General features: G+C 54.1%; 19 protein-coding genes, 1 tRNA gene and 1 pseudogene. 15 read left to right on the top strand and 6 right to left on the bottom strand.

Annotated features, from left to right (window positions below; all coding sequences use genetic code 11):
• Positions 1 to 5: 5 nt before the first annotated feature.
• Positions 6 to 890, bottom strand: a complete 885-nt coding sequence (locus K9N21_04365; GenBank protein ID MCF8143135.1) for a hemolysin family protein — start codon at positions 888 to 890, stop codon at positions 6 to 8.
• A 275-nt stretch (positions 891 to 1,165) separates the two neighbouring features.
• Between K9N21_04365 and K9N21_04360 the strand changes: the two genes are divergently transcribed.
• From K9N21_04360 to K9N21_04305, 12 genes are all read left to right on the top strand, one after another.
• Positions 1,166 to 1,241: transfer RNA gene (locus K9N21_04360), tRNA-Gly, on the top strand.
• Between the two features lie 316 nt (positions 1,242 to 1,557).
• Positions 1,558 to 2,025, top strand: a complete 468-nt coding sequence (locus K9N21_04355) for a ribosome maturation factor RimP (protein ID MCF8143134.1) — start codon at positions 1,558 to 1,560, stop codon at positions 2,023 to 2,025.
• A gap of 157 nt (positions 2,026 to 2,182) precedes the next feature.
• On the top strand, positions 2,183 to 3,676 hold the full coding sequence (nusA, locus tag K9N21_04350) for a transcription termination factor NusA (protein ID MCF8143133.1): 1,494 nt from the start codon (positions 2,183 to 2,185) through the stop codon (positions 3,674 to 3,676).
• Positions 3,669 to 4,010 (top strand): YlxR family protein, encoded by a 342-nt coding sequence (locus tag K9N21_04345; protein MCF8143132.1) that lies wholly within the window; start codon positions 3,669 to 3,671, stop codon positions 4,008 to 4,010. Before nusA ends, K9N21_04345 begins: the two co-directional genes overlap by 8 nt.
• Positions 4,003 to 6,648, top strand: a complete 2,646-nt coding sequence (infB, locus tag K9N21_04340; protein MCF8143131.1) for a translation initiation factor IF-2 — start codon at positions 4,003 to 4,005, stop codon at positions 6,646 to 6,648. Before K9N21_04345 ends, infB begins: the two co-directional genes overlap by 8 nt.
• 3 nt (positions 6,649 to 6,651) lie before the next feature.
• A complete protein-coding gene (locus tag K9N21_04335) occupies positions 6,652 to 6,939 on the top strand; it encodes a DUF503 domain-containing protein (GenBank protein ID MCF8143130.1) in 288 nt (95 codons plus the stop codon).
• 29 nt (positions 6,940 to 6,968) lie between these two features.
• On the top strand, positions 6,969 to 7,331 hold the full coding sequence (gene rbfA, locus K9N21_04330; protein ID MCF8143129.1) for a 30S ribosome-binding factor RbfA: 363 nt from the start codon (positions 6,969 to 6,971) through the stop codon (positions 7,329 to 7,331).
• Entirely contained in the window at positions 7,328 to 8,302 is a 975-nt protein-coding gene (locus tag K9N21_04325; protein MCF8143128.1) for a bifunctional oligoribonuclease/PAP phosphatase NrnA, read from the top strand. Before rbfA ends, K9N21_04325 begins: the two co-directional genes overlap by 4 nt.
• The gene (gene truB / locus K9N21_04320) at positions 8,286 to 9,236 is read left to right on the top strand and encodes a tRNA pseudouridine(55) synthase TruB (protein ID MCF8143127.1); all 951 of its coding nucleotides are present in this window, start codon (positions 8,286 to 8,288) and stop codon (positions 9,234 to 9,236) included. Before K9N21_04325 ends, truB begins: the two co-directional genes overlap by 17 nt.
• Before the next feature lie 83 nt (positions 9,237 to 9,319).
• Positions 9,320 to 9,589, top strand: a complete 270-nt coding sequence (gene rpsO, locus K9N21_04315) for a 30S ribosomal protein S15 (protein MCF8143126.1) — start codon at positions 9,320 to 9,322, stop codon at positions 9,587 to 9,589.
• A 46-nt stretch (positions 9,590 to 9,635) separates the two neighbouring features.
• The gene (gene pnp / locus K9N21_04310; protein MCF8143125.1) at positions 9,636 to 11,735 is read left to right on the top strand and encodes a polyribonucleotide nucleotidyltransferase; all 2,100 of its coding nucleotides are present in this window, start codon (positions 9,636 to 9,638) and stop codon (positions 11,733 to 11,735) included.
• Positions 11,725 to 12,990, top strand: coding sequence for an insulinase family protein (locus K9N21_04305; protein MCF8143124.1), 1,266 nt, complete (start codon positions 11,725 to 11,727; stop codon positions 12,988 to 12,990). The genes pnp and K9N21_04305 overlap by 11 nt, the downstream gene beginning before the upstream one ends.
• An 88-nt stretch (positions 12,991 to 13,078) precedes the next feature.
• On the opposite strand, the pseudogene K9N21_04300 reads toward K9N21_04305, so the two are convergent.
• Positions 13,079 to 13,138 (bottom strand): annotated as a pseudogene (locus tag K9N21_04300) (hypothetical protein).
• A gap of 151 nt (positions 13,139 to 13,289) precedes the next feature.
• On the opposite strand from K9N21_04300, the gene dut reads away from it, so the two are divergent.
• A complete protein-coding gene (gene dut / locus K9N21_04295) occupies positions 13,290 to 13,742 on the top strand; it encodes a dUTP diphosphatase (protein ID MCF8143123.1) in 453 nt (150 codons plus the stop codon).
• A gap of 130 nt (positions 13,743 to 13,872) precedes the next feature.
• Complete coding sequence (locus K9N21_04290; GenBank protein MCF8143122.1) at positions 13,873 to 14,658, top strand: MBL fold metallo-hydrolase; 786 nt, start codon at positions 13,873 to 13,875, stop codon at positions 14,656 to 14,658.
• A 32-nt stretch (positions 14,659 to 14,690) separates the two neighbouring features.
• Here the strand turns inward: K9N21_04290 and K9N21_04285 are convergent, their stop codons facing one another.
• From K9N21_04285 to K9N21_04270, 4 genes are all read right to left on the bottom strand, one after another.
• Positions 14,691 to 17,939, bottom strand: coding sequence for a cyclic nucleotide-binding domain-containing protein (locus K9N21_04285; GenBank protein ID MCF8143121.1), 3,249 nt, complete (start codon positions 17,937 to 17,939; stop codon positions 14,691 to 14,693).
• Positions 17,940 to 17,989: 50 nt separating this feature from the next.
• Complete coding sequence (locus tag K9N21_04280; protein MCF8143120.1) at positions 17,990 to 19,651, bottom strand: hypothetical protein; 1,662 nt, start codon at positions 19,649 to 19,651, stop codon at positions 17,990 to 17,992.
• Between the two features lie 13 nt (positions 19,652 to 19,664).
• On the bottom strand, positions 19,665 to 20,999 hold the full coding sequence (locus K9N21_04275) for a hypothetical protein (GenBank protein MCF8143119.1): 1,335 nt from the start codon (positions 20,997 to 20,999) through the stop codon (positions 19,665 to 19,667).
• A gap of 471 nt (positions 21,000 to 21,470) precedes the next feature.
• The gene (locus K9N21_04270; protein ID MCF8143118.1) at positions 21,471 to 24,524 is read right to left on the bottom strand and encodes a hypothetical protein; all 3,054 of its coding nucleotides are present in this window, start codon (positions 24,522 to 24,524) and stop codon (positions 21,471 to 21,473) included.
• A 542-nt stretch (positions 24,525 to 25,066) separates the two neighbouring features.
• Between K9N21_04270 and K9N21_04265 the strand changes: the two genes are divergently transcribed.
• Positions 25,067 to 26,782: a 5'-nucleotidase C-terminal domain-containing protein gene (locus K9N21_04265; GenBank protein MCF8143117.1), complete on the top strand. Its 1,716-nt coding sequence runs from the start codon at positions 25,067 to 25,069 to the stop codon at positions 26,780 to 26,782.
• Positions 26,783 to 26,807 lie beyond the last annotated feature (25 nt).

The raw sequence follows: 26,807 nt of genomic DNA, 5'->3' as shown, positions 1-26,807 counted from the left end.
CGGGGCTATCCATGACCGGAAATGGCGGATGCTTCTTCCTCCACTTCCCCGGGTGGCGGCATACGGAAGACGTGAACCTTTTCGATCCTTCGCTGGTCTCCCTTCTGGATGGTCATTTCAATATCCCGGAATCGAATCTTTTCGTTTGTTTCCGGTATTCTTCCGAGGAGGTGGATGATGAATCCGCCTACGGATTCGAATTCCCCCTCGGGCAGCTCCATATTGAGGGCCTCACCCAGTTTTTCAACGTCCAGCCGGGCGTGCACCACCAGGGAGCCGTCTTCGAGGCGGGTCAGCAGGGTTTCCTCATGGTCGTGTTCATCCATGATTTCCCCTACGATTTCCTCAAGAATATCTTCGATGGTGATGATGCCTGCAGTGCCCCCGTATTCGTCTGTGACAATGGCCAGGTGAGCCGTGGTTTCCTGCATATCCTTCAACAGATCGCTGACCCTCCGGCTTTCGGGGACAAAAAAGGCCTTCCTGAGAATATCCGCCGGGATTTTGGATTCAGGATCCTTGCCTGAAAGCTTAAGGAGGTCCTTTGCGTGAAGAATGCCGACGATTTGATCGATGTTGTCTTTATGAATCGGGATCCGCGTATGCCCGCAACGGGTAACGAGGTCGATGAGTTCACCTACTGTGGAATCCAACGGGGCAGAGGAGATTTCTGTCCGGGGGATCATTATGGAGTGGGCGGGTGTCTCCTTGAGATCGAGCACGCCGTAGACCATGTGGGATTCTTCATTTGTGATAAGCCCCTTTGCCTGCCCTTCGTCCATGAGATCATGGATCTCATCCGTCAGATCATTGCTGTCGTCAAGGCGTATTTTTTTTTTGATCAAAGATTTGATGAAATGAAAAAAACCCTGTTCAGAGCCGTCTTCCAAATGTGTTTTTGTCTCCTTGTCGAAACCCCTGTAAAAAATCCATTTTCCCTCTCCGGGTCACAGCGCCCATCAGGGATACAGGGATTCGAAAAATTTAAAAAGGCCTCCTGTAGAGGATTGCCCGGATATGGGAAGTCTTGGAGAGATTTTATTTTTGTCGCTGATGAATGTCAAGTTTTTTGCAATGACGGGTCTTGGAAGGTCAAAATATCTCTTGACTGCTAAGATTAACTATATTATCTTCTCGACAACGAACGGGCTGAAAGATGGATTAAGCGGGCATAGCTCAGTTGGTAGAGTACAAGCTTCCCAAGCTTGGTGTCGCGGGTTCGAGCCCCGTTGCCCGCTCCATTATTTTTGACAGGTCGGGCCTGATCCCCCCTTTTTGAGGTTATTGAACGGTTTTGGGACGGTTCATCTACTTCAAATTGCGGATACTGCGTTGGTTTTCATAATTCCTTATCGGTTTTTGCTCAAAGGACCTTATGTAATAAAGCGCTTTACAATTGAGTCTGCAGTGGGGAAGCGGGCGGGGTGGCCCGCTTTTTTTTATTTTCAGGCACAGGTCTCCGGCGCCAAAATCCCGGTGGAAGATGCCGCGGGCAGGCTGAGAACCACTCCCCTTGGGCCTCAGGCCTTGCGCCTATTTTATCAGGATCATGGGACGATGCATACGCAGGCTGTCAGAGAGGTAAGCCTTCTTATCGAACCGATTCTAGAGGAGATGGACATCGAGCTTGTCGATGTGGAATTTCTTTCAGAAGGCGGAAGATGGATTCTCAGGATCTACCTGGACAGGGATGGGGGGATTACCCTGGATGACTGCGTTCAGGTGAGCAGGGAAATCGGGGATTTGATTGAGGTGAAAGATCTTTTTCAACAGCCGTATGTCCTGGAGGTCTCATCCCCGGGTCTCAACAGGCCTCTCAAAAAGGAAAAGGATTTTGCCAATGCCGTCGGAAAGAACGTCAACATCCGAATGGTTGCCCCTGTTGACGGCCGCCGGAATTTCAAGGGAAAATTACACTCCTTTGAGGACGGCGTGCTGTGTCTGGCTGCCAACGACGATCGATTTCTCCTTCTCTATGAGGGAGTGGAAAAGGCCAATCTGGTGTATGACTTTGAAAATGAATAAGTGGCCTTCGAATCCGTCTTCCTCTTGACCCATGTCTGATTTGTCCTGAGAGCATTGATCCTGCCCGGGATGAACAGATCGTGATGTAATGGAAAATGCGGCAAGGACCGCCTTTCAAAGGCCTTAAAGAATTCAGTGTGCTGATGGAGCGAATAGTATGATTTCAGATTTAAAGAGGGTGATTGACCAGGTAAGTCGTGAAAAGGGCGTTGAGCAGGATGTGCTGATCGGAGCGCTCGAGGAAGCGGTGAAAGTGGCGGCTCGCAAGAAATTCGGCCCCGATTACGATCTGGAAGTCAACTATAATGAGGAACTCGGGGAGGTTGAGGCCTTTGAATTCAAGGAAGTGGTTGAAGAGGTGACCAACGAGCATCTTCAGATTTCCCTCGAGGAAGCCCATGACATTGACCCTGAATCTGAATTGGGAGACAGCCTCGGGATCAAAATGGATACCGACGCCTTCGGCCGAATCGCGGCCCAGTCTGCCAAGCAGGTCATTATGCAGAGGCTGAAAGAGGCCGAGCGGGATATGGTCTATGAGGATTTCAAAGATCGCCGCGGCGAGATCCTCAACGGGATCGTGCAGCGATTCGACAGGGGTGCCATCATTGTCAATGTGGGCCGGGCAGAGGCCGAACTCCCGCAGAAGGAGCAGATCCCGAGGGAGGCGTACAGACAGGGAGATCGGATCAGGGCATTTATTCTGGAGGTGAAGCAGTTCAGCCGAGGGCCGCAGATCATTCTTTCCAGGACCCATCCCAATTTTCTGGCAAGCCTCTTTGAAAATGAAGTCCCTGAAATTTCCGAGGGTATTGTTCAGATTGTTCAGGTGGCACGGGAACCGGGAAGCAGGGCCAAGATCGCGGTGGCATCAAAAGATCAGGATGTGGATCCTGTGGGAGCGTGTGTGGGCATGAAGGGGAGACGGGTCCAGGCGGTGGTCCAGGAATTGCGCGGGGAGAAGATCGACATCGTCACCTGGGATCCTGACGCAGCGAAATTCATCTGCAATGCCCTGGCCCCGGCCGATATCACACGGGTGATTGTGGATGAGGACGGCCGCAGCATGGAGGTGGTGGTCCCTGATGACCAGTTGTCCCTGGCTATCGGAAAGAGGGGGCAGAATGTGCGCCTGGCCTCCCGACTGACCGGGTGGAGGCTGGATGTTGTCGGAGAAACCAATTATAATACTGCGCTCAAGGATGGATACCGGTCGCTCCTGGACTTGGAGGGCATCGGCGAGAAGCGGGCAACCGATCTCTATGAGGCCGACTTCAAATCAGTGGGAGACGTGGCCGGCGCCTCTGTCGATGATCTCCTGGCCGTTAAGGGGATGACAGCGACCAAGGCGGAGACGCTCATTGATGAGGCCATCCGGTATGTTAAGGAACGGCGGGATGCAGAGACGTCTGAAACTCCGATGCAGGAAGCGGCAGGGGAGGAACCGGAGGGATCATTAGCGGAAGACGCAGAAAAATCCCCGGAATCGGAACCATCGGAGACGGATGGGGAGACCGTGCCGCAGGCGAGCGCCGACCACGAAGAAGCAGAAACGGCACCAGGAACCGAATCGTCGGAAACTCCTCAGGTGGAGGATGCTCCTGAGGAGGACGATCGGGAATCCGAAACATTGAAAACTGCAGATGAGTAGAGGAAAAGGGCACATACCCATAAGGACATGCATATCCTGCGATGCCAGGCGGGACAAGAAAGATCTGGTCAGGCTCATTCTGAATGCAGATGGGATGATTATTCGGGATGTGGACGGGAAAGGCGCGGGCCGCGGCGCCTACGTGTGTCCCGATGACTCCTGCCTCAGGCGCCTCAAAACGAGCAAGCGGCTGAAGAGAGCATTCAGGACGGGAGGCGTTGTTGCAGTTGATCCTGATTTTTTTGGCGCCGTCAACAATGCCCGAAGCCGTGAATCGGAAAATCAGGGCGGTGTGCAGACCATAATGAATTGCTTTGGGGGAATCAATGGCTAAAGTCAGGGTTTATGAATTTGCAAGAGAACTCGACATGGACAGCAAGAGTTTGGTGGACAAACTCGTTGCCGGAGGGCTGGACGTCAAGAACTACATGAGTACTCTTGATGAGTCGGCCGTTGCGAAGGCAAAAGAGATCCTTTCCGGCGCTGTGTCACAAGTGGTGGTAGAAAAGCGGATCAAACCGACAGTGATCCGCAGGCGTAAAAAAGTTGTCGTTGTCGAGCAGGTGCCCCCCGAAGTTACCCCGGAGGAGCCCCCTGAGCCGGAAGAGATCCCGGAAATTGAAGAAAGGCCTATTGAGGCGGAGGCCGAGGCGGAAGTTGAACCGGAGGCCCCTGCTCCCGCACCTGCGGCGTTGGCCGAAGAGAAAGAGATGCCGGTTCCCGAAGAACCCCCCCTGATCGAACCTGAACCCGAGGAGGCGGAACCTGCTGTCCCTGAAGAAGAAGCGGTCGTCAAGGCTGATGAGGAAGTCAAACCCAAACCGAAGAAGGGGAAAAAGAAAAAGATTGAACGGCCGGCCAGGATTATCATGCGGCCGGAAGAAGGACCCCTGAAAGACATGCTCGCCAAGCAGGTTGAAGAGAAGGCCGCAGCCGTAAGTCCTGAACCACCGATGCCGAAGGTCCCGGCAGCGGCGATCGAGGAAGAGGAGGAAAAACCGAAGAAGGGGAAGGCCTTTAAGAAAAAGAAAGAAAAAAAGGTGGGGGCGGTCGAAGAGGTGCCTGATCGGGGCACATTCCGGCGACGAAAGAAGGAAGTCTATGAGCGGGCCGATCTCTACAACGGCAAGCCCCGAAGGCCCAAGGGGGCAAAGGCCGGCAAAAAGGGAAAAGAGGTGGTCCGGAAACTGAAGCATACCGAAATTACGGTTCCCAAGGCCATCAAGCGAAAGATCGGAGTCCAGGAACTGGTGACGGTTACCGATCTGGCCAAGGCCATGGGGACAAAGGCCACTGAACTGATGAAACGGCTCATCAAAATGGGCGCCATGGTCAATGTCAATCAGCCGATAGACTTTGAGACCGCATCGTTGGTCGCCGAGGAGCTCGGTTTTGAACTGGAACTGGATACCTTCGAGGAGAAGACCCTCTTTGAAGACACGGTGGATCGACCCGAAGATCTGGTGCCACGACCCCCTGTGGTGACGATTATGGGGCACGTGGATCACGGCAAGACCTCGCTTCTCGATTATATCCGGAAATCAAATATTATCGGAGGCGAATTCGGGGGCATTACCCAGCATATCGGCGCCTATTATGTGAAGACCGATGGGGGTGATATCGTCTTCCTGGATACCCCGGGACATGAGGCCTTTACGGCCATGCGGGCGAGGGGGGCCAAGGTCACCGATATTATCGTGCTGGTGGTGGCGGCGGATGACGGGGCCATGCCGCAGACCAAGGAAGCGATCAATCACGCAAGGGCGGCCGGCATTCCGATTGTTGTGGCCGTCAACAAGATGGATAAGCCTGAGGCTGAACCCGACAAGGTGAAGAGGGAACTGGCCGACCTGAATCTCGCGCCTGAAGAATGGGGCGGCGAAACCCTGTGGGCCTATATTTCCGCCAAGACGGGCCAGGGCATCGACGACCTGTTGGGCCTGATCCTCCTGCAATCTGAAATGCTCGAATTAAAGGGCAATCCCGACAGAGACGCAAGAGGCACCGTAATAGAGGCGGAATTGGATAAGAGTCGCGGCCCTGTGGCCACGGTGCTTATCAAAAACGGGTCCCTCAATCAGGGCGACCAGTTTGTCTGCGGGGATTATTTCGGTCGTGTCAGGGCCATGCTGGATCATCGGGGGCGGAAGATGAAAGTGGCCGGTCCGTCCGTTCCTGTCAAGTTGTACGGCATTACGGGCGTACCCATGGCAGGGGATGAATTCATTGTGGTAAAGGATGAAAAGACCGCCAAACAGATCATTGACCATCGAAAGACCAAACCCCAGAAGCAGGACCTGGCGAGGCGTGGACCGGTCAGTCTCGACGACCTCTTCGACAGGATCAATAAGGGAGATATAAAGGAACTCAATATTATCTTGAAGGCCGATGTCCAGGGATCTGCAGAGGCCCTTTCCGAGTCGCTCGTCAAACAGAGCACCGATGCGGTCAAGCTGAATATCATCCATGCAGGGACAGGCGCCATCACGGAATCGGATGTAATGCTGGCCTCCGCATCAGGAGCGATTATTATCGGATTCAATGTGAGGGGCAATCCTCGCGTGGTTGAACTTGCGGACAGGGAAAATGTCGATATCCGGTATTACGACGTAATTTACAACGCCATTAATGATATCCGTCTCGCCATGGCCGGCCTGCTGGCCCCGGTCCTGGAGGAGCACGTGATCGGCCGGGCCGAGGTCAGGGAGATATTCCGCGTGCCGAAAATCGGCGCCGTTGCCGGATGTCAGGTCACCGAAGGACATGTGGACAGAAATGCAAACGTGCGGCTGTTGCGTGACGACGTCGTTGTTTTCGACGGCAAGCTGGGGTCTCTCAGACGATTCAAGGAAGACGTGAAAGAGGTCCAGAGCGGTTATGAATGCGGCATCGGCCTGGAAAATTTCAGCGATATCAAGCCCGCTGATATTTTTGAGATCTATGAGGTCAAAGAGGTGGCGGCAGAGCTCTAATATATGGTGGTGGGGACCCTCAAGATAGAATTCATGCTTTTTGACAACCGTTCGCTGAAGGGAAAGCGGAAGGTGGTCAGGAGCATGGTGGACAAGGTAAAGGCCAGGTTCAATGTCTCTATCGCAGAGGTCGGCGCCAATGACAAGTGGCAGAAAATCGAATTGGGAATCTGTGCCGTAGGCAATGACCGGCGTCACATCGACTCATCTTTGAATCACATACTCGGTTTCCTGGACGACCTCTGCCTTGCACAGATCGTGAATACGGAAATGGACATTATCAATCTGTGATGCCGAATTTTGGGAATTGAGGAGCGAGAATGGCAGTAGGGAAGCGCGCCGTGAGGGTGGGAGACCTGATCCTGAGGGAAATGGCATTTCTCCTCTTGGAAAAGATCAAAGACCCCCGGGTTCAGGGCGTTACCCTGACCGGAATCCGGCTCAGCAACGACCTCAAACAGGCAAAGGTGTTTTACAGTGTCCTGGGCGGGGAGGAAAAGGCGGAAAAAGCCCTGGCAGGCCTCAACAGCGCCAGGGGCTTTATCAAGAAACAGATCGGGATCCGAATGGAATTGCGTTACGTTCCGGAAATCTTGTTCGTTTACGACCGCTCCCTGGAAGAGGGAAGCCATATGGAACGGGTGTTCGAGGAGATAGGCGCATCCGAAAAAGGCCCTTCGTGACCCCCCTCGATTCCATAGCTGCCGTATTGACCGACGCGCATCGCCTTCTCATAATGACCCACAAGGATCCGGACGTGGACGGGATCGGTTCCATGCTGGCCCTCGGAAAGAGCCTTTCCGATGCGGGAAAAGAGGCGACGCTTCTGACTCAGGCGCCGCTCCGCCCTCCCCTCAGTTTCCTGAAGGGAGCGGGTCGGGTGGTCTCCCGAGTGGACCCTGACACGACTTTTGATGTGGCGGTGGTTCTGGATTGTGCAGAGAAGGAGAGACTGGGAAACATTGCCGATCAATTAGAGGCCCGTCTGACCCTGATCAATATCGATCATCACGAAACCAACGACCGATTCGGGGCCATAAACCTCGTCGAACCGGAGGGTTCTTCTACGGGCGAACTGGTTTTCGGGGTGATTCAGGCGGCCGGCCTGCCCATCGACCCGGATGTGGCCGGGAACCTTTTTGCGGCCATACAGGGGGACACCGGTTCTTTCAGATATGCCAATACCAGTGCCTCGGCCTTGAGAGCAGCTGCGGATCTGGTGGAGCGGGGTGCGGACCCCTGGGACATATCCCGAAGGGTGATGGACAATTATGGCATGTCCCGCCTTCGACTCCTTAAAATGGCCCTGGGCACCATCCAGCTCCATCATGAGGGGCGTGTCGGCGTCATGATGCTGACCCGCAAGATGCTGGAAGAGGCGGGGGCGCATGAGGCGGAGAGCGAACAATTTGTGGATTATCCCCGTTTCGTCAGGGGAGTTGAGCTGGGGGTTCTGATCCGCGAAACCGCCTCGGACGCGTACAAGTTCAGCCTCCGCTCCAACAACCGGTTGAACGCGGCCCGGCTGGCCTCCAGGTTCGGGGGCGGAGGACATGCCAAGGCTGCCGGATTCACCTATTCCGGCCCTGCGACGGCTGCACTGACGGATTTTCTGAAAGAGGCCGAACGGTGTTTGAATGGGACCTGCGACTGACGGGATACTCTTGATCGATAAGTGCAGGGGTGAAACCTCCCACGGCGTGGTCAAGAAGATCCGGTTCGCATTCCAGGATGCAGGCAGGGTAAAGGTCGGGCACGCGGGGACCCTGGATCCCTTTGCCACCGGATTGCTCATCGTCCTTTTGGGTCAGGGGACCAAACTCTCCCAGTTCATTATGCCGGGTGAAAAGGTGTATTCGGCAATCCTTGAACTGGGTGTTGAAACAGACACCCTGGATCTTACCGGAAGGGTGGTGGCCACTGCTGCCGTGCCGGATATGAGTTTGGAATATGTCCGGGAAAGAGCAAAGCGGTTTGTAGGGAAGCTTCATCAGGTGCCGCCGGCCTATTCGGCGATCAGGGTTAAGGGGAAGCGGGCCTATGAGCTGGCGAGAAAGGGCCGGCCCGTAGACCTCATGGCACGGGAGATTACGGTCCACTCCCTTCAGGTCCTGTCCATTGATCTCCCGTACATCCGCCTCCATATCCGGTGCTCCAGCGGGACCTATATCCGCAGTATCGGTTCGGAGTTGGGGAAGGCCCTGGGCCCGGGCGGGCGGCTTTCATCTCTTCGCAGGATCAAGAGCGGGCCCTTTGATGTCGAAACGGCGCTTTCCTCGGCAGAAATGGATCGTGGCACCGCCGGTCCCTCCCTGGCTGAGAGGATCATTCCCATGCGGGAGGCGATTCCTCATATGGGGGAAATTAATGTCAGTTCAAGTACGGCGGAAAAGGTGCGGCAGGGGTGCCAACCGGTCTGGGAAAAACTGATGGCGGGGTGTGACAGCACGAACGGCATCGAATCGGATTTTTGTAACGGATGGATCAAGCTTGTCAGTGACGGCAGGCTCGCTGCGATTCTACATGTCGCGCCCGGGAATGGCGGCGGTCGCGGCAGGGTCAATATAGAGAGGGTGTTTTCGTTATAGCGCAGACGGCAAGGGGCAGGGGGCAGTTCGCTGCGCCAAAAACATGAGGTCGCAATTCATATAATACACAGGAGGTACGAAAAGTGGTTCTGTCAGCGGGAGCAAAAAAGGAAGTTATTGAACAGTTTAAGATCCATGAAAAGGATACCGGTTCACCCGAGGTCCAGATTGCCTTACTTACCAAACGGATTCAATACCTTACCGATCATTTCAAGATTCACAAGAAAGATCATCATTCACGACGGGGCTTATTGAAGCTGGTTGGCCAGAGGAGACGGTTCCTCAATTACCTGAAAAGAAAAAATGTGGAAAAATACCGGACACTGATTCAGGAACTCGGTATTCGAAAGTAGCGAAAGTTGCACGAATGAAGGTCTAAGTTAATGAAAGGATAGATATATGATAACGAGCAGTTCTATTGAGATAAATGGTCGGCCGCTGAATGTGGAGACAGGGCGTGTTGCAAAACAGGCAAGCGGCTCGGTGGTGGTGACCTACGGCGAAACCGTGGTTTTGGTGACCGCGGTATCCACGGACGAGGTCCGTGAAGGCATCGATTTTCTTCCCCTGACAGTAGAGTATCAGGAAATGTCCTATGCGGGAGGGAATATCCCGGGCAATTTTTTCCGAAGGGACATGGGAAGGCCGAGTGAAAGGGAGACCCTCACGTCGCGACTGATAGACAGGCCGCTCAGGCCCCTGTTCCCCGAAAACTACCATTTCGAGACCCAGGTCATTGCAACGGTGCTCTCTACAGACAAGGAAAATGAGTCCGATATGCTGGCCATGTTAGGGGCCTCGGCCGCGCTGGAGATCTCGGATATCCCCTTTTGCGGGCCCATCGCAGGGGTCAGAGTCGGGAGAATCGATGGCCGGTTCATCACCAATCCCACCATCAGCCAGCAGGATGAGAGCGATATCAATCTGATCGTGGCAGGGAATCGGGACGGCGTTGTCATGGTTGAGTCGGGGGCCAAATTTGTCTCTGAGTCCGACATGATCGAGGCGATCTTCTACGGTCATGAGGCCCTTCAGCCGATGCTGGATATGCAGGAGCAACTCAAGGCCAAGGTCGGCAAATCCAAGCGGGTAATCCCCCCCGTGGAGACGGACGCGGCCCTTGAGGCCAGAATCAGGGAAACCGCCGGTCCTCTGTTAAAGGAAGTGATTGCCACGGCAGAAAAGATGGCGCGGCAACGGAAGCGAAGTGACGCGGAAAATCAAACCGTTGACCTCCTTTCCGCCGAATTTGAAGGGAAAAAATCAGAGATCAAGGAAGGTGTACATTCCCTCGAAAAGGCCATGGTGCGTGAGATGATGTTGTCCGAGGGAAAACGGATTGACGGACGTCCGTTCAACCAGGTGAGACCGATCGACTGCGTGGTAGGGCTCTTGCCCCGCATACACGGATCCGCCCTCTTTACACGGGGGGAAACCCAGGCGATGGTCCTGACCACACTGGGAACCGAACGGGATGAACAGCGGATTGAATCGATCTACGGGGACTATTTCAGTTCATTTATCTTTCACTACAATTTTCCGCCGTACAGTGTGGGTGAGGCCAAGCGGCTGGGAGGTCCGGGTCGGAGAGAGATCGGACATGGGGCCCTGGCCAGACGGGCGCTTCTGCCCATCCTGCCGGATAAGGAAGAGTTTCAATACTGTATCCGGGTGGTTTCGGAGATCCTGGAATCCAACGGCTCTTCCTCAATGGCCAGCGTGTGCGGCGGCTGCCTCTCACTCATGGATGCGGGGGTTCCGATCAAGGCGCCGGTTGCCGGGGTGGCCATGGGCCTTGTCAGCGACGGTGAGCGGGTGGCGGTGCTGACCGATATCATCGGCGATGAAGACCATTATGGGGATATGGACTTCAAGGTCACCGGCACTCGGGACGGAATCACGGCCCTCCAGATGGACATCAAGGTGGAACGGCTGACACGGGAGGTCATGGAACAGGCCCTCGAACAGGCAAAAGAGGGCCGGCTGTTTATCCTGGATGAGATGGAGAAGGCCATTTCACGGCCCAGGACGGATGTCTCACAGTATGCCCCGATCATTGCGTCGGTCAAGATCAGCCCTGAAAAGGTCCGGGTCCTGATCGGACCGGGGGGAAAGACCATCCGGGAAATCTCCAATACATCCGGCGCAAGAATCGATGTGGATGATGAAGGGACGGTCACGGTTTCCTCTCCGGATAAGGAAGTCAGCGACACGGCCATAAAGATGATCCGCCAGATCGTCCAGGAGGCGGAGGTCGGCAAACTGTATATGGGAAAAGTGGTCAAGATCATGGATTTCGGTGCATTTGTAGAGATCTTCCCCGGTACGGACGGCCTGATTCACATATCGCAACTCGCGGAAGAGCGGGTGAACAAGGTGACGGATGTGCTTAACGAAGGCGATGAGGTATTGGTCAAGGTTCTCGAAGTAGGGAACGACGGGAGGATACGCCTGTCGCGAAAGGCTGCTTTGGGAGAAAGCCTCGACAATGTATCATAAGACAATACTCGACAACGGCGTCAGAATTATCTCCGAACGGGTGGAGCACCTGCGATCGGTTTCCCTCGGTATATGGGTAAACACCGGATCGCGCGACGAGACCCGTTCGGAGAATGGGGTTTCCCACTTTATCGAACACATGAGTTTTAAAGGGACTCGTCATCGCGACGTTCTCCAAATTGCCAAGGAACTGGATATCATTGGAGGACTTTCAAATGCCTTTACCGGGAAAGAGAATACCTGCTTTCACGGCAGGGTACTGGGGAGACATTTCGGCCGTCTGGCCGAAATCCTCTCCGACATCTTCCTGAATTCGACCTTCAATGCCGTTGACCTGGAGCGTGAACGGGAGGTCATCCTGCAGGAAATCTGCATGATGGAAGATACTCCGGACGACAATCTTCATACGCTTTTCACCGGTCTTTTCTGGGATGGTCATCCCATTGGCTGGCCCATCCTGGGAACCGGGGAGACCGTATCGGCAATCAGCAAGGAAACCATTCTTAATTATATCCAAAAATCCTATATCCCGGAGGAGATCCTCGTGGTGGCGGCGGGGGAGGTGGACCATTCCGACATGGTCTCCTTTTTCAAACCGCTTTTCGAGACCCTATCGTGCTCCGGCGAAAACCGTTCCGGTCGCAGTGCGCCTGTATCCAGAGGGGGCTTTTCCACGCATCACAAGGTCCTGGAACAGGTTCATATCTGCCTGGGGGGGAAGGCGCCTTCCCAGTTGGACGAGAAACGATTCGCGTGCGCCATCTTCAACACCATCCTGGGCGGGAATATGAGCTCCCGTCTTTTTCAGGAGATCAGAGAAAAGAGGGGGTTGGCCTATTCCGTATATTCCTTTCTGTCCACCTATGTGGATGCAGGCCTTTTAGGAATTTACGCGGCCACGGAACCGAAGCATCTCAATCTGGTGCTCCAAACCATCCGGAATGAGATCGTGAAGCTGTGCAGGGGCGAGTTGAGCGGTACGGAAGTGGCAGAGGCCAAGGAGCATCTCATCGGCGGCATATACCTCGGCTCTGAAAGCGCCGATAACCGGATGATGCGTATGGCAAAAAATGAGTTTGCCTTCGGACGATACGTGGACTATGAGGAATTGGTCTCCGGTCTGGAGCAGGTCAGTATGGATGACGTGGTGGCGGTTGCCCGCAGCACGTTCCAGGAGCGCGGGATCTCCTTTGCCGCTCTCGGTCCGGTGGAGAAAGACTCGGTTGACAGGGATCTCCTGATATACGAGGGATGATCCTCGATTTCTCCATGGCTGCCGGAACCGATACCCATCCTCAATTCTTAACTCATAACTCATAACTTGAGAGTCCAAAGTTCTCACGTCATGCCGGACTTGATCCCCGCAAGTACGGGATCTTCGACCGGCATCCAGAACATTTAACTTGTCAAAAATACACTGGATTCCGGCTTTCGCCGGAATGACTGCCTGGAATTTATGCATTCAATAAAAGCAATACATTACGAGAACTTTGGACTGTGGAGCTCATAATTCTTAATTCTTAATTCTTAATTCTTAATTCCGAACAGGTCGCCTTGGATCGTATCTCCGTAAATATCCAACCGCTCAAACACCACCAAGGGCTTCCCCTTCCGGCCTATGCATCGGACGGCGCTTCCGGGATGGACATCCGGGCCTGTGTGGAAGGCCCTGTTACATTGAACCCGGGCGAGATCCGTCTTATCCCTACCGGTCTGGCCGTCTCCATCCCATCCGGATACGAGGCCCAGATTCGGCCGAGAAGCGGACTGGCCCTGAACCACGGCATCGGCATGGTCAACTCGCCGGGGACCATTGACTCCGACTACAGGGGCGAGGTCGGCATCATCCTGATCAACTGGGGAAAAGATCCCTTTGTGGTCCGGCGGGGAGACCGCATCGCCCAGATGGTGATCTCCAGGGTAACCAGGGCCGAGATCTCAGTGACATCCGATCTTGACGCCACCCATAGGGGAACCGGCGGCTTCGGTCACAGTGGGATTGAGTGAAACTGGATACTGGATGCTGGATGGGTGGCTGATTGGAATACTGGAATACTGGAATGTTGGGATGCGGAAATGCCGGTCTTTCTGACCTCCGACTTCTGACTTCCGACTTCCAACCTTTGGGCCCGCTCATATGAAAAACGTGCTTAGATTTTCAGTGCTCGCCTCGGGGAGCGGCGGAAATGCCTGTTTTGTGGAGACACCCAGGGCACGCATCCTGGTTGACGCCGGGCTGAGCTGCCGTGAAATGGAACGTCGACTCACTGCGGTGGGGGTCTCGCCAAGCCGCCTGGACGCGATCGTTTTGACCCATGAGCATCTGGATCACATCAGGGGGGCGGGACCGATGGCCCGTCGCTACAACCTACCCGTTTACATCAATTCGGGAACCTTGGAAACGGGGCAAAAGACCCTGGGCAAGCTTCCCCAACTTCGAATGATGGAAACCGGCGAATCTCTCTTCATCAACGATCTCATCGTAGAGACCTTTACAAAATGCCATGATGCCGCCGATCCCATGGGCATTGTCCTTTCATCCAACGGAACCCGAATCGGCCTTGCCACGGACCTGGGCCGGAGCACCCGACTGGCCGAAGAACGATTAAAAGGCTGCCGGGCCCTGATCCTGGAATTCAACCATGATCCGGACATGCTGGATGTGGGGCCTTACCCCCTCTATCTCAAACGACGGATCAAGGGCTCAGACGGACACCTCTCGAACCGGCAGGGCGGAGAACTTCTAAGGGCTGTTTCCCATGCTGATTTGAGGCTCGTCGTCCTTGCACACCTAAGTAAAACCAACAATGCCCCTGAGAAAGCCCGGGAGGAAGCGGTTCGGGTCCTTGGGACGTGCGGCCTCGGGGGGACCGCCATATGGGTCGGGAACCAGGATGTGCCCGGGTCGATGATTGAATTGTAAGGTTTCCGGCGACCCTGCACAGCAGCGCCCCATCACGATCCGCTCCATTTAATCCCATTCCTTTCTTGGGTGGGCGGAGTGTTGCGCAACCAGCCGGTAAGGACCTGGACGATATTTTTATACAGTACGGGGTATTTTTCAAGAATCTCTTCAAAATCGTCACTGGAAATCATCAGCATCCGGCAGTCGTTCATACAAACGGCCGTGGCCGCACGGCCCTTTTTGTCCAACAGCGACACCTCGCCAAAACATCGGGTGGCGCCCAGTTTGGACAGAAGGCGCCTCTCCTCGTTGACGATGTCCACCTCACCTTCCAGGATCAGATACAGGGCGTTCCCCCTGTCCCCTTTTCTGAACAGCACGTTTCCGGCCTCAAGCCTGACCTCTTGGGCGATCTGAGCGATCACCATCATATCGCCAATGGAAAACCCTCTGAAAAGCGGGACCTTCCGCAAAAAGTGGACTTTTTCCATGACTGGTATCATGTCTTCCGTCTCCTTTGAACTGGACCCCAATCGTTCTCTCATGCCGGGCGGCATATCCAATATCGCCGAAATTTCAAGCCAGTGATTGCTTTGCCCCAGGATTTCTTCATACACATCCATGACATTCAGGCGGGGACCCGGCAACGGGGCCACGTCGACAATGATTCCGTCCTCGAACGTAATGGATTCCAGAAACGTTAACAATTCAGGATAGTTTTCCTTTATCAGGCTCTCCAGATATTCAATGGACTTGGCCTTGACATGGGACGCGTCCACCTGTTGACAGGAGGTCTGGGTGATCCGGCAATAGGAATCAAATATGGCCAGATCGGAATGGAACATGTTCAGCACCTTGAATATGGACCAGATCCGATGCTCGATATTTCTCGCCAGTTCGATCAACATGAGGCTTTCAGGTTTAGATGATGACACGGCTCTCCAATAACGGCAGTATTTCCTGCATTGGTGAATCTCTTCGAGCAGATTTTCCATAATCCGGTGGTAATCCAGATTCGGTTCCGCTGTCTTGATCCTGGCCACGCAATCGAGGGCCTCCTCCCGAATCAGAGGGACGTTGTAGCGCCGAAAAACATCTGTCAGAAAATCCACCGCATCCTGCGAAGGGATATGGCGCAGGGTCCGAATACAGTTTTTCAGCTCAAAATGGGTTTTGGACTCAATGATCATTTCGAGCATGTCCGAGATGACCTCAAATGCACGGGCGCCGAAGCGCGCGAGACTGCGGTGAAAGACCTCATCGTTGACAATCCGCTCATAGCCCAGATGCTGGATGCAGGAAGTAAACAGCCCAAAATCTTCCAGCTTGGCCGCGGCCTCAAGAATGACCCGGTATGCCCGCCGGTCTTCCATATCAACATGGCGTTGTATCCCATCGGTCAGGTGTGAAAGCCTCAACTCACCGATGAGCCAGATCCCGGCCAGTATGGCGGCGTGGTCCGTGGCGTGGGAAAGGGCTGCCGCTTCCTGGGCCGCAATTTCCATGAGACCCGCGGACCCGGTCCGATATGCCGCCGCGAGCACATATTTACGGAGGTCTATGGGAAGATCCATACGCATCCATTCCTGGACCCGGGCCTCATTGGAGATGCCCCATGCCGCAACCGCCTTGAGACAGGCCTTTTTCAGATCGGGATCTGTTTCCCGGGCAAAGAGGGCCTCTATCCGGCCTATCAGTTTCTGAATGCCCAGTTCGGTTACCACTGAAACCGCCTCCAGACGCACCTCGATGTCCCTGTTTTCAAGGAGAGCGCTTAGGATGGCGTTGAGATCAGGGGAGTAGTTGTTTTGGATAATATTGAGGATATAGAGATATCCGAACCGATCATCGCTTTCGGCCACCACTTTTTGGTATTGCTCCACGATGTAGTTGGTCTCAAGTCTCACTAACGAGTCCATGGAACGCTCCACCGGAAGTCTGCGGAGGACCGACCGCTTAAGAGAAGAGATATATGCATTGGGAATTCGCAATACCACGGCGGTCATCAGACCAAGAAACAGCATGATGAGGATGCAATAAATCAAAAACGGGCTGGTCTGCGGGGGGATCGCCACAAAAAATGCGCAGATGACAATGACGACCCATGGCTTGATCAGGAGTTTGGCATACATCCTCAGGGCGTTGCACAGCTTTTCAGGGATGGAAAACAAGAGCAACTGGTAGGCGGCGTCAAAGATAATCCTCCGCATCAGCTCGTTGGCGCCGCAGGCGACGATCGTGCCCCAGAATAAAATGCCTTCGAATCCGGGTCGGCGGGCGAGGTACACCCCCAGGATGAAACCAAGGATGGGGATCAGGATCAGCGGGTACGACAGGAGGATGCGTCCGTTCAGCCAGAGCCTCGAGAAGAAATAGATAAATACGAGTTGCAGGGCCACCTGAAAAATGCTGATGAATGCCTTGTACTGACCGATGAATTCGGTCTTGGGATCGGGCATCGTTAATGGATCGAACGATGCCGTGGCCACTGTGGCCGCAACCGGATATCGGACGTTGACCTGGGTGTCGAAGAGGACCTTGAAGAAAAGATTGAATATCCCCACAAGGACCGTCAGGTAGATGATGGACCGGATGATGCCATATTTCTTTTGAGAGGTAAAAAGGGTCTTAAACCGCATCTTTTCAGTAGAGAAGGTGGTGAAGATCCGGTCGCGGTGGCGGAAAAAAATATAGGTCACGATCAGGTAGCTGATGCCTGAGAAAAGGAGCACCAGAAGGAGAAAGAAGGTCTCGTTGTTTTCCGGGACAAGCCGGATAATGCCCCGGCCTGAGATGACCGCGGCCACCCCCCCTGAAAAGAGAAAGAGGTTCTGGATCTTCTTGGATTGACGGATATCGATGGCGTAATTGATCAGGGTCCAGGTCTGAACAAGGATCAGGTCGTCTAAAATGTCATAGATAATAAAATAGAAGGCAGCCGGAAGAAACCGCTGCTCAAACCCTGGGAACAGTACAGGGAGCAGATAGAGCACCAGTGATGCGCCGGAGAGAAAGAGGAGTTCTCTCTTGATGCGGTATTCGAAGGAGGTCCTTGGGCTTAGCATGTGATAGATGAGATAGAAGAGGATAAAGCAGACGCCGGAAAGCCCGTAGAGAAAGAAGTAAGGTCTCTGATTGTAGACGTCTTTAAAGACGGGAGATGTCTGAATGGCTGTCAGAAAGTTGCTCTTGGTAAAAGAGGTGACAAGGGTAAAACAGGTGATGTTGAAGAAAACGAAGAGGCATAACGCAACAATCAGCTGGACGTGACGGCGGTTGGCAATGGTATGATCTGACATGGCGGCCCGATACAACAGGGGACCCGGACGCTCCCGGTCCCGCCTTCCTCTTAATTTTCATCCAACTTCAAGATGTTGCGGTTGAGAGGACAGGCAGCACTGACGCGTCTCAACTCCCTCACAAAGGGTATGCTGGTCGGTTTGTAAAATTGAATGGCCTCCGGTTCATAAGCAGCCTCATACAATGATATATTTTTATATACTTTCCCCCTGACAGCCCTTTTTCCAATGAATTTAGAGGTCGGGGCCTTTTCAAAGACCACCCTTCCGTCAGGCGCGTAATGGTAGCCATTTTTGTAGAGCCACTTGTAGAAGGATTTCCGGTCCGAGGGGGCCCTCATCTGGTGCGGCTTTTTCCCCTTGAGCGAGTAGGCGTAAAAATATTTCACACCCATGACCTCTAACCGTCCATCCCCGTCGATATCAAACACATCGAACTGATCGGATCTGTTTCGAAAGGTCTCCACCTTCCCCAGCAACGCTTCACTGGAAGGGAGCATCTGCCGAAGTTCTGAAATATGGCCGGCGTTCACGTGGGTGCAGCCGTGGCTCATGGGCCCCCGGCTGAGGAGCCACAGGTGGGGATAGGGTCGGCCGGTCCGGCTGTCCTGGGTATTGTTCTTCCATTCCTTTGGAATAAACCCGTTCGTGCGGGTGTCGATATTGAACCAGAGGGTGTGGAAGGAGTTGTGAAGCTTCTCGCCCACGTGCATATACGGAATCCAGGGCAAATACCCGTAACAGGGGATGTCGGGGATGTGGTCTACCACCCTGGTCCGCTGGTGATGGGTGAGGGCACGCTTGCCCGGGTATGGATACTGCGGGATGCGTTGTCCTTCGTACTGAGTGAATGCATTGGCGGTCCCCACAGGGTAGATGGCTGTAAACTCATAGAAATCGAGATCAGTCCCTTTCAGGGGATATATACCTCCTGTCGCGGTTTCAAACAGATCGACTGCCGCCGCATAGAATTTATCCCAGAAGATCTTCCCTCTTTGACCTTCTTCATACACCGCATACAGGGTGATGGCCCGGTTCAGCTTGGCCCTTAATCCCGTAAATAACTCGGAAAGCCACATCCGTGTGGGAAGCATCTGATTGATCAGGTCGAGGCATTGGGCCATGGAGGGCTTTTTTCCCAGATATGGGTTCAGAAGGGATGACCAGTCATGCATTCTCCGGTCAAAATCGATCCGGATGTGAAAGACCCGCCCCGGATTCAGTTTTTCAAGCATCTCAAGACCAAGTTTACGGAACCCCGCCGCATCCATCTCCTTTTGAAGACCGGCCAGCCCCAGGATGTCTTGTTCCATGATGACGGAACAAAACTTTTCAAAGCCCCTATTCTGGGTCAGCGTGAGGGTCCCGTCTTTGATAAGCTGATTATAAGTGCGGTACCGGAGCGCCAGATCGGGCAGGTAGTTATCCACGGTCCGATCTGACAAGACAACGGTCACGCGAAGCTGATTGCCGCGGCCCACATGGATGTGAATCCTCTCCGGGTCCTGGCATCGGGGAGCAAAGCCCGTATAAAAGGAAGGCTCCAGACGGTAGAAATAAACGCCGGGAGGCTGTGCCTCCGTCTTCTTTTGATCCGGGGTCTCATCTGTTGAAGCTCCGGCGGCCTGAACGACCCAGCCTGTTATGAATAAAAGGATGATGAAGGCAATTAGTTGCCTCCCCATGCAGAAGCGTAGAAGCGATGTTGTCATTTTAATTCCGATATTATCCTGGTGAACCTGCAAGTTTCCGGCCCCTGTATTCAGCGATCAAAAGAGGCACCATCAGCATCCATACGAGGATCAGCGCGATGATCATATAGTTGATGGTGAAGGGGGTCACGGGCATCAAGGCCTGAAGGCCGATAATAACGACACCGATGCCCCCCTTGGCAAAGCGGTATATAAACATGTCAATGACCGCCTTGCCCTTGTATTTCTCAATATAGGTCAGAGGGATGTAGAGGATCTCCTTGGCAGCGCGAAAGAGTGAATAGGTCAGGCTCTTGTTGGCCACTCGCGTCCCGAACAAAACGGTCATGGTAGGGAGGAAGAAAAAGGCGAAAGATCCGGCGCCCATGATGGCCGGCACCAGCAACAGCGACAGCAGCAGCCCCAGGAAATGGAGAATGGGTGCACTGACCACAAACTGAAGGATCAACGATATCACATTGGTTGCGCCGTAGAACTTGGCCAGGTAGGCGGTCCTCAGGTCCAGTTCCGTGATCTGGACCTCCAGGACCTGGTTGAACTGAAGACCGATCAGCGCCGTCACAAACTGGCTTAACATCAGCATGATGCATATCAGGATCAGGTATTTTGACTTGAACACCACATCCAAACCGCCCCAGATGGCGGTCTTTTTCTCCTTTTTCCGGTGTCCTTCGGCCCCTTTTTCCAACGGACGGTCTTTCGAACGATTACCGCCGTCATCAATCCGCGCCCTGTTCAAGGTCTCAGAACTCTTTTTATTGGCGTATCCGAACAGCGAGACGCCTGCCAGCAAGGCGCCGCAGCCCACAAACAAGAGGTTATTGGAGCCCAAGACAGACGCCAGATTGACTGTCAAAACGCTCGCCGCAATCCCGCCGATGGAACATGCCCCGGCCAGAAAACCATACAGCGTCTTGCCCTCGTTTTCAGAAAACGTGGCATCGCAAAAGCTCCACAATTGTTCGATAAGAATGACCACATAGATGTCTTTTACAATAAAGGCCGTAAGGGCAAATCCTCTGTTTTTCGCAGAGAAATAGACGTAAAACAGGAGGAAAAAGGCGATTGCGATAAAATTGCTCGCTGCATAGAGCCGGTAAGGTCGGTTAGCGCCGACAAATTTGTTGTAGACCCAGACCACCGCAGCCGTGGCCGCGGCCGAGATGATCCATACATGGGGCATTTTGGACGCCCCCCAGGAGCAGAGAAAGAGAGACTCGCAGACCGGCCGGATGAAGCTGTAGCTGAACAAGATCAGAAAAAAGCACCCGAAAAGCGGCAGAAAGACACCCTTTTTCTCCTCGACTGCGGAGAAGAAGCCCGCATCCCATCGCTTGCGCCGATTCATTTTTTGACCTCGCAGTGAGTACCTTATTTCCAATACCCCTGTAACAAAAAACAAGAAAATCTGTTTGTATCTCAGTACGCCTTATTTTATAGACTCAGACCCCGGTGAAACAAGAGCAAAAAATGGTTTCACAGGGCAGGCGGAGCCACCCCGAGTGAAACAACACAGAAAAGGTTTCACGGGGCAGGCAAAGAACACAGAGAAAAGGGCATGTTCCCGTTTATTTTCAAAAAAACCTTTGTGTGCTCTGTGTCTCTGTGTGAGTCCCGCGGGATTGGTTGCGGGTATCCCCGTTAGTCATATATCTGTGGCCCCAAGAGCATGACGGCCTGCGGAGCCCATTGTTTGAATTCTGCATGTGTATGCCACGTTCAGGCGGGAAAATGCCGGCGGATGCGAACAGGGTCTGTCTTCTCCCGCCTCGCGGGGAGAGGGACTGCCATCGGCCGGCATGTCGCGAAATGCGGCGTATCAGGGCTGCCACGTGACCTTTTCCTCTAGCGAAAAAGGCTGTTGTTCCTTTTCCTTCATCCCCTTGTCCAGGGCAGTAAGGGCCGGCAGATTTCTCAAATCACTGTTGCCGACAAACGGGCGGGTTTGGAAGAGAAAGAGCTTTCCATTCACAAATCCGTACTCGATATCCCAGGGCAGGGGACTGCCGTCAACACCCGCTTCAGGGGTGAACTCCTGTTCTATCTTTTCAGCAGCCGCCACAAGGGCCCTCAGTTCATCGTCTGTGAGGACCCGCTCGGACCCTGTGGAGGGAACCATTTGCGAGCCGCCTTTTCCCTCCAGGATCAGCATTCGCCGGGTGGGCGACTTGAACTGGTTCAACAGTACGGTTTCGTTTTTGCTGTAAAGCAATGTCTCGGCAGGGGACCCGTCCACCGTGCCCCCCACCCCCTCGGCCGTGGCAATGGTCATGCGCGTGGGGTCGCCTGTATCCACATCCGCGGTGATCAGCACACCGGATTTTTCCGACGGCACCGATTCCAGGACCACGATGGAAGGGAAGACCAGGTTCGGATCGCTGATGACCGTCTGACGCCAGGAAAAGGAACGATAGGTAAACGGAGAGGCCCACACCGCTTTGATCCCTTCCAGTACGTCGGAAAAGGTCATGAGGTTGAAAATGGTGAGGTTAAGTCCCGCGCCGTTGAAGTTGGGCATGTCCTCCACATTGGTGTCCGAACGGACAAAGACGCCCCGCAGGCGGTCGGCCTTGCTGTCGGCGAAAAGGCCCTGGGCGGCGAGTTGCTCTCTCAGGGCCTGCACAAAGGCCGGGTCAAGGTCGATCTTTTCGATGGAATGCCGAATAACATTCAGTCTCGGCTGTATCCATTCAGCCAGTTGCGCCGATGACATGGCGGGGTCCTGGAGCAAATTATTGAAAAACGTATCGTATGTGCCGCGCACAAATGCCGTCAGGGGTTGGCCGGCCACTGCAATTCCCTTGACCTTGAGGCCCTCAGGCAAAACCACACTCGCCTTTTCGAAGTGTGCTGCATAAATGCCAAAGGGGATGACGACCCCGCGTGCCACATTATGGGGGAAGTAATATGTCAGCTCTCCTAAAAAGGCCGCCTTGGGCCCGCAGATAACCCCTGAATCCTTCCGCCTGACATCCTGGAGGCACAGCACCCGTGTTTCCTTGAGGTTCAGGCGTCCCGCGTCTATCATCAATTTCCCGGACTGCCCCCGCACATCCGCGTCTTGCGTCCGTTTGATGTTCTTCTGGTATTCTGCCAGGATCTTTTCGTCCACCGGGTCCATCTTGTCGGCTTCCTTGAGAATGATTCGGCCCATGGGCGTCACGGCATAAAAGAGGGATTTCCCCTGCACGGCAGCCAGCCTGCCGTAAAGGGCGTTCAGGAAGACGGCATTGGGAACGCCAAGGGCCCGGGCCAGCAGCTGCACATGGGAGACCACGTTTCCTTCGTCCTTGGTGATGATGCCTGCCACCGGCTCCAGCTCTGCATTGGTGGTCTCAAGGGCAAGGATATTGTCGCGGGTATAGGTGCCTGATTCTCTGAAAAAGGCCAGCGGCCCCAGGGCAAGCCCTGGATTCAACGCCCGAACCCCCTGAACGCGGGTTTCCCCGATGATGTGGTGCTTCAAATCCAGTTTGGTCAGCAAATGTCCCCGCAGGGACGTGATGATGTCGGCATATGCCATGAGGGGCGAGGAACGGATAATGTCGTCATTGATGCGCTGAACCTCGGGGAAAAGATACACCCATGGGTCCCACACGTCTGAAAATGCCGTCCGTATGGAGGCCTGGGCCCATTCCACCACCAGGTTGGCCCGATTGAGGGTACGGTAGGCCTCGCCGATGGTGAGATCCCTCTTATCGAGGAGCCTGTTCAAGGATGAGGTCCCGGATTCGTACTCCCGGCGACTCATCAGACCGGCCCCGTAGCTGCCGGCCAATGTATCCTTGAGGATGCCGACAAGTTCCCTCACAGTCCAGTCCCGGTCCGCTTCCATGAGTCGATTCGTGGTCATGAGCATGAGCAGGTTGGCAGAGACATTCAGGTTGATCAATGTGACGGCCTCTTCAGGCGGTATCTGCCTGGCCGCTACGGTTTCCCTGGATGCCGCCACCAGGTTCCCCAGCATGTGGAGAAGCCTGAGGGGTGCATTCCCGGGAATGTCAAGAACCGTTTGGAGCAGGTCCAGAATGCCCTTGTCGGAAATCCCGGGCAGGTACTCTTTCAGCTGGCCTTGATCCACATGGGTCATCTTTCGGACCAACTCAATTAACTTACTGTAATTACCCGCATTTGCCTTGTCTTGGGGGTGCTTCTCCCGAAACTCCTCGATAAGTTGAATGGACCCGGAAGAGAGGCGGTTGTGGACCAGGTCTTTCACTGGTTTGAACGGTTTGTAGTTACGATACATGACCAGCGAGAGGTTCCGGACGTCATTGATCAAGGACAGGTTGCACTTACAGAAGAACCGTCTCTGCAATTCGTATTGCAGCAGGTAGTTGTGAAAATCCTTCCAGTCTTGGAGGGCATAATATTTGGCAAAAAATATGGGGGCGTACCTGACCTCGAACTCGCTGCCGGATATGCCGCCATAGGCCCGGGCCATGGTGAGTTTGGAATCCGGATGGGTCTCCATGTAGTATTTCTCAAGGATAAATCCCCGGGCCACGCGATGATGGTCAGGGGTTTCATCCCACAGAAACACCTCATTAGAGAAGATATTGCCCACGTATACCCCGTGCCGGGCCAGTTTCTTGGCCAAATCGTTCCGATAGGCCGAGCAGAAGAGCTGGCCCACCCCTTCCAGTTCCATACAGGGATTGGGCCGGACCCGCATGTCCTTGTCGGCCACCGGCGCCAGCCTGCCGTTGGTGCAGGTGCATGTGTTAATGTCAAAGGGACCCTTGAGCTTGGCCTCGATGGCCTTGTAAGTGCGGCGCAGATCCTTTTTCTCCTCTGGAGTCAACCCGGCCATGACCGGACCGGCACACAAACAGATCAACAGCAGGATCAGCACCCAGGCGAACTTTTTCATTGAAGACCCCTTCCAAAAAACCTACAATCAACCCATTGTTATAGAAAAAAACGGGGTTACTATACCATTGGCAATGGTGCATTGCAACATCAACAAACGCCCTTCGGCCGTTTCATTCCGAAGCCTCTGGATGATCAGCGTGGCCTTTCTTCACGCCACGGGCGGAGGTCAGAACCAATGGATGCCCTGAAGGAGTGCCTGTTTTTCGTGCATGTGGTGAATCCTTGCGGCCCTATAAACCCGGTAGATTATAAACGAAGATTCGAATGAAACTAAAGCGGGTAACCGCAACCAAAGTGGCTCTCGAGTGACTTTTTATTATCAAGGGGGTTCGATGTCGCCAGACATTTGGAATGTTGGAATACTGGAATAATGGAAGATTGGGAAAGGAACCTGGATCACCCAGGAAAGGTTTTTTTCCTTAAACCCATTATTCCATTATTCCAAACTTCCATTATTCCAAATTAAAGACGTCACTCTCCCACAATCATCTGATTGTTTTTTGTTGCAGAAAACCTCGGAATAAGGTGCTAAGGAATGGAATGAACGGTCTTCAGTCAAACGAAAATTATAAGCGATGCCTCCGCTTTTTGGTCCTGGTCCTCCTCCTGTGCCTTTGGGCCTGCACCCCTGCCGCGTCCAAACCGGACAGCCATTCTTCTACCCACCATCTGGTGGTTCTTTTTACCAACGACACCCATGGGCACCCGGTAAAATTCCAGTATGGTCAGATCCCCGACGTCGGGGGCCTGCCCGCCAGGGCCACGCTTGTCAAAGAGATAAGAGACCAGCACCCGAATGTTCTGGTCCTGGATGCCGGGGATCTGAATACCGGGAGTGCGGAATCGGACTTATTCAAGGCAGAGCCGGATATCGTGGGCTACAATTACATCGGTTATGACGCCATGGCCTTGGGGAATCATGAGTTTGACAACCCCCTGGATGTCTTGAATGGGCAGATGGCCAGGGCCGCTTTTCCCTTTCTGTCTGCCAATGTGAGGACCCGGGAAGGGGATCGTGTGGGAACGCCGTATATCATCAAGGCATTCGACGGGTTCAAGGTGGCCATCATCGGCCTTACCGCCAAAGAGACGCGGATTACCGGCAACCCTCAGCACATCAGGGAAATGGTGTTTCAAGATGAAGTGGACGCGGCCCGGGCACTGGTGCCGATGCTGCGAAGAGAGGGGGATATCGTTATTGCCCTCACCCATCTGGGGGTCTATGAAGACAATTCCAGGGGTTCCCGAAGACTCGCCGCCCAGGTCGGGGGGATCGATCTCATCGTTGACGGCAATACCCATACCAAGCTGACTGCGCCGGTCGTGGTCCGACATCCCGACTCCGGCGGCGACGCCATAATTGTCCAGGCCTGGCAGTACGGGCTGGTTCTGGGGAGGATCGATCTCTGGATCCGCGAGCGGCGGATCATCGATTACACGATGGAACTGATCCCGATCAATCTTAAGAAGGCGGTGACAAGGCCGGACGGCGGCCGGACCTATGAATATATCGGGAAGGAGATCGAGGAGGACCCCGAACTCCTGAAAATATTGCAGCCTTACATGGATAAGGTGGAGGGCATTTTGTCAGAAGAGATCGGTTTTGCCGAGGCAACGTTTTGGAACCGGCATCAGAGGAAAAGGGAGACGGCCCTGGGCGATCTGGTGGCGGATTCCATGCTCTGGTACATGGGAAAATTCAATCCCGATTTTGCATTTACCAACGCAGGGGCCATCAGGGCCGATCTCGCTGTGGGTCCCATCAAAAAAAAGGGGGCCTTCGATATCCTCCCCTTTGACAGTACGGCCGTTGTCTTGCGCCTCAAGGGGACAGATGTCGCCTCCCTGTTTGATTATGTGTCCACCATAAGGGCTGGAGAAGGCGCCTTTCCGCAGGTATCCGATGGGGTGCGCTTCACATTGAACCGGTTGACCGGCAAATGTGAAGACATCCGCATTCGCGGCCAAGCGATTGATCCGGACCGGACATACACGGTGGTGACCAATTCCTATTTGGCCGACGGCGGCGACGGGTATAAGGTTTTTTTAAAGGGATTTGACCAGGTTAATTCATCCACCCCTCAGCGGGATATCCTTGTAAAGTACATTAAACACCTGGGGGGTCGCATAAGGCCGAAGATCCATGGAAGGATACAGGTAATCTCCGGGCCGGAATCCGTGGATGAGATTGAAGGGTACAGCCATAACCGAATTTTGTTTCATGCTCTTGCCGGGGCCCCGGCAGAAACCCGCTGAACCGTTACACCATGGGAAAGGAGAT

It is taken from the genome of Deltaproteobacteria bacterium (genome assembly GCA_021737785.1).
Classification (GTDB): Bacteria; Desulfobacterota; DSM-4660; order Desulfatiglandales; family Desulfatiglandaceae; genus AUK324.
Note: the sequence above shows the minus strand (reverse complement) of the source record. Positions and strands in the feature narration are given on the sequence as shown.

What these genes read in the sequence shown, in the direction of transcription:
- K9N21_04355 (MCF8143134.1), top strand. Translation starts at nt 1,558, where the DNA reads ATGCATACGCAGGCTGTCAGAGAGGTAAGCCTTCTTATCGAACCGATT.
- nusA (MCF8143133.1), top strand. Translation starts at nt 2,183, where the DNA reads ATGATTTCAGATTTAAAGAGGGTGATTGACCAGGTAAGTCGTGAAAAG.
- K9N21_04345 (MCF8143132.1), top strand. Translation starts at nt 3,669, where the DNA reads ATGAGTAGAGGAAAAGGGCACATACCCATAAGGACATGCATATCCTGC.
- infB (MCF8143131.1), top strand. Translation starts at nt 4,003, where the DNA reads ATGGCTAAAGTCAGGGTTTATGAATTTGCAAGAGAACTCGACATGGAC.
- K9N21_04335 (MCF8143130.1), top strand. Translation starts at nt 6,652, where the DNA reads ATGGTGGTGGGGACCCTCAAGATAGAATTCATGCTTTTTGACAACCGT.
- rbfA (MCF8143129.1), top strand. Translation starts at nt 6,969, where the DNA reads ATGGCAGTAGGGAAGCGCGCCGTGAGGGTGGGAGACCTGATCCTGAGG.
- truB (MCF8143127.1), top strand. Translation starts at nt 8,286, where the DNA reads ATGGGACCTGCGACTGACGGGATACTCTTGATCGATAAGTGCAGGGGT.
- pnp (MCF8143125.1), top strand. Translation starts at nt 9,636, where the DNA reads ATGATAACGAGCAGTTCTATTGAGATAAATGGTCGGCCGCTGAATGTG.
- K9N21_04305 (MCF8143124.1), top strand. Translation starts at nt 11,725, where the DNA reads ATGTATCATAAGACAATACTCGACAACGGCGTCAGAATTATCTCCGAA.
- K9N21_04290 (MCF8143122.1), top strand. Translation starts at nt 13,873, where the DNA reads ATGAAAAACGTGCTTAGATTTTCAGTGCTCGCCTCGGGGAGCGGCGGA.
- K9N21_04285 (MCF8143121.1), bottom strand. Translation starts at nt 17,939, where the DNA reads ATGTCAGATCATACCATTGCCAACCGCCGTCACGTCCAGCTGATTGTT.
- K9N21_04280 (MCF8143120.1), bottom strand. Translation starts at nt 19,651, where the DNA reads ATGACAACATCGCTTCTACGCTTCTGCATGGGGAGGCAACTAATTGCC.
- K9N21_04275 (MCF8143119.1), bottom strand. Translation starts at nt 20,999, where the DNA reads ATGAATCGGCGCAAGCGATGGGATGCGGGCTTCTTCTCCGCAGTCGAG.
- K9N21_04270 (MCF8143118.1), bottom strand. Translation starts at nt 24,524, where the DNA reads ATGAAAAAGTTCGCCTGGGTGCTGATCCTGCTGTTGATCTGTTTGTGT.
- K9N21_04265 (MCF8143117.1), top strand. Translation starts at nt 25,067, where the DNA reads ATGAACGGTCTTCAGTCAAACGAAAATTATAAGCGATGCCTCCGCTTT.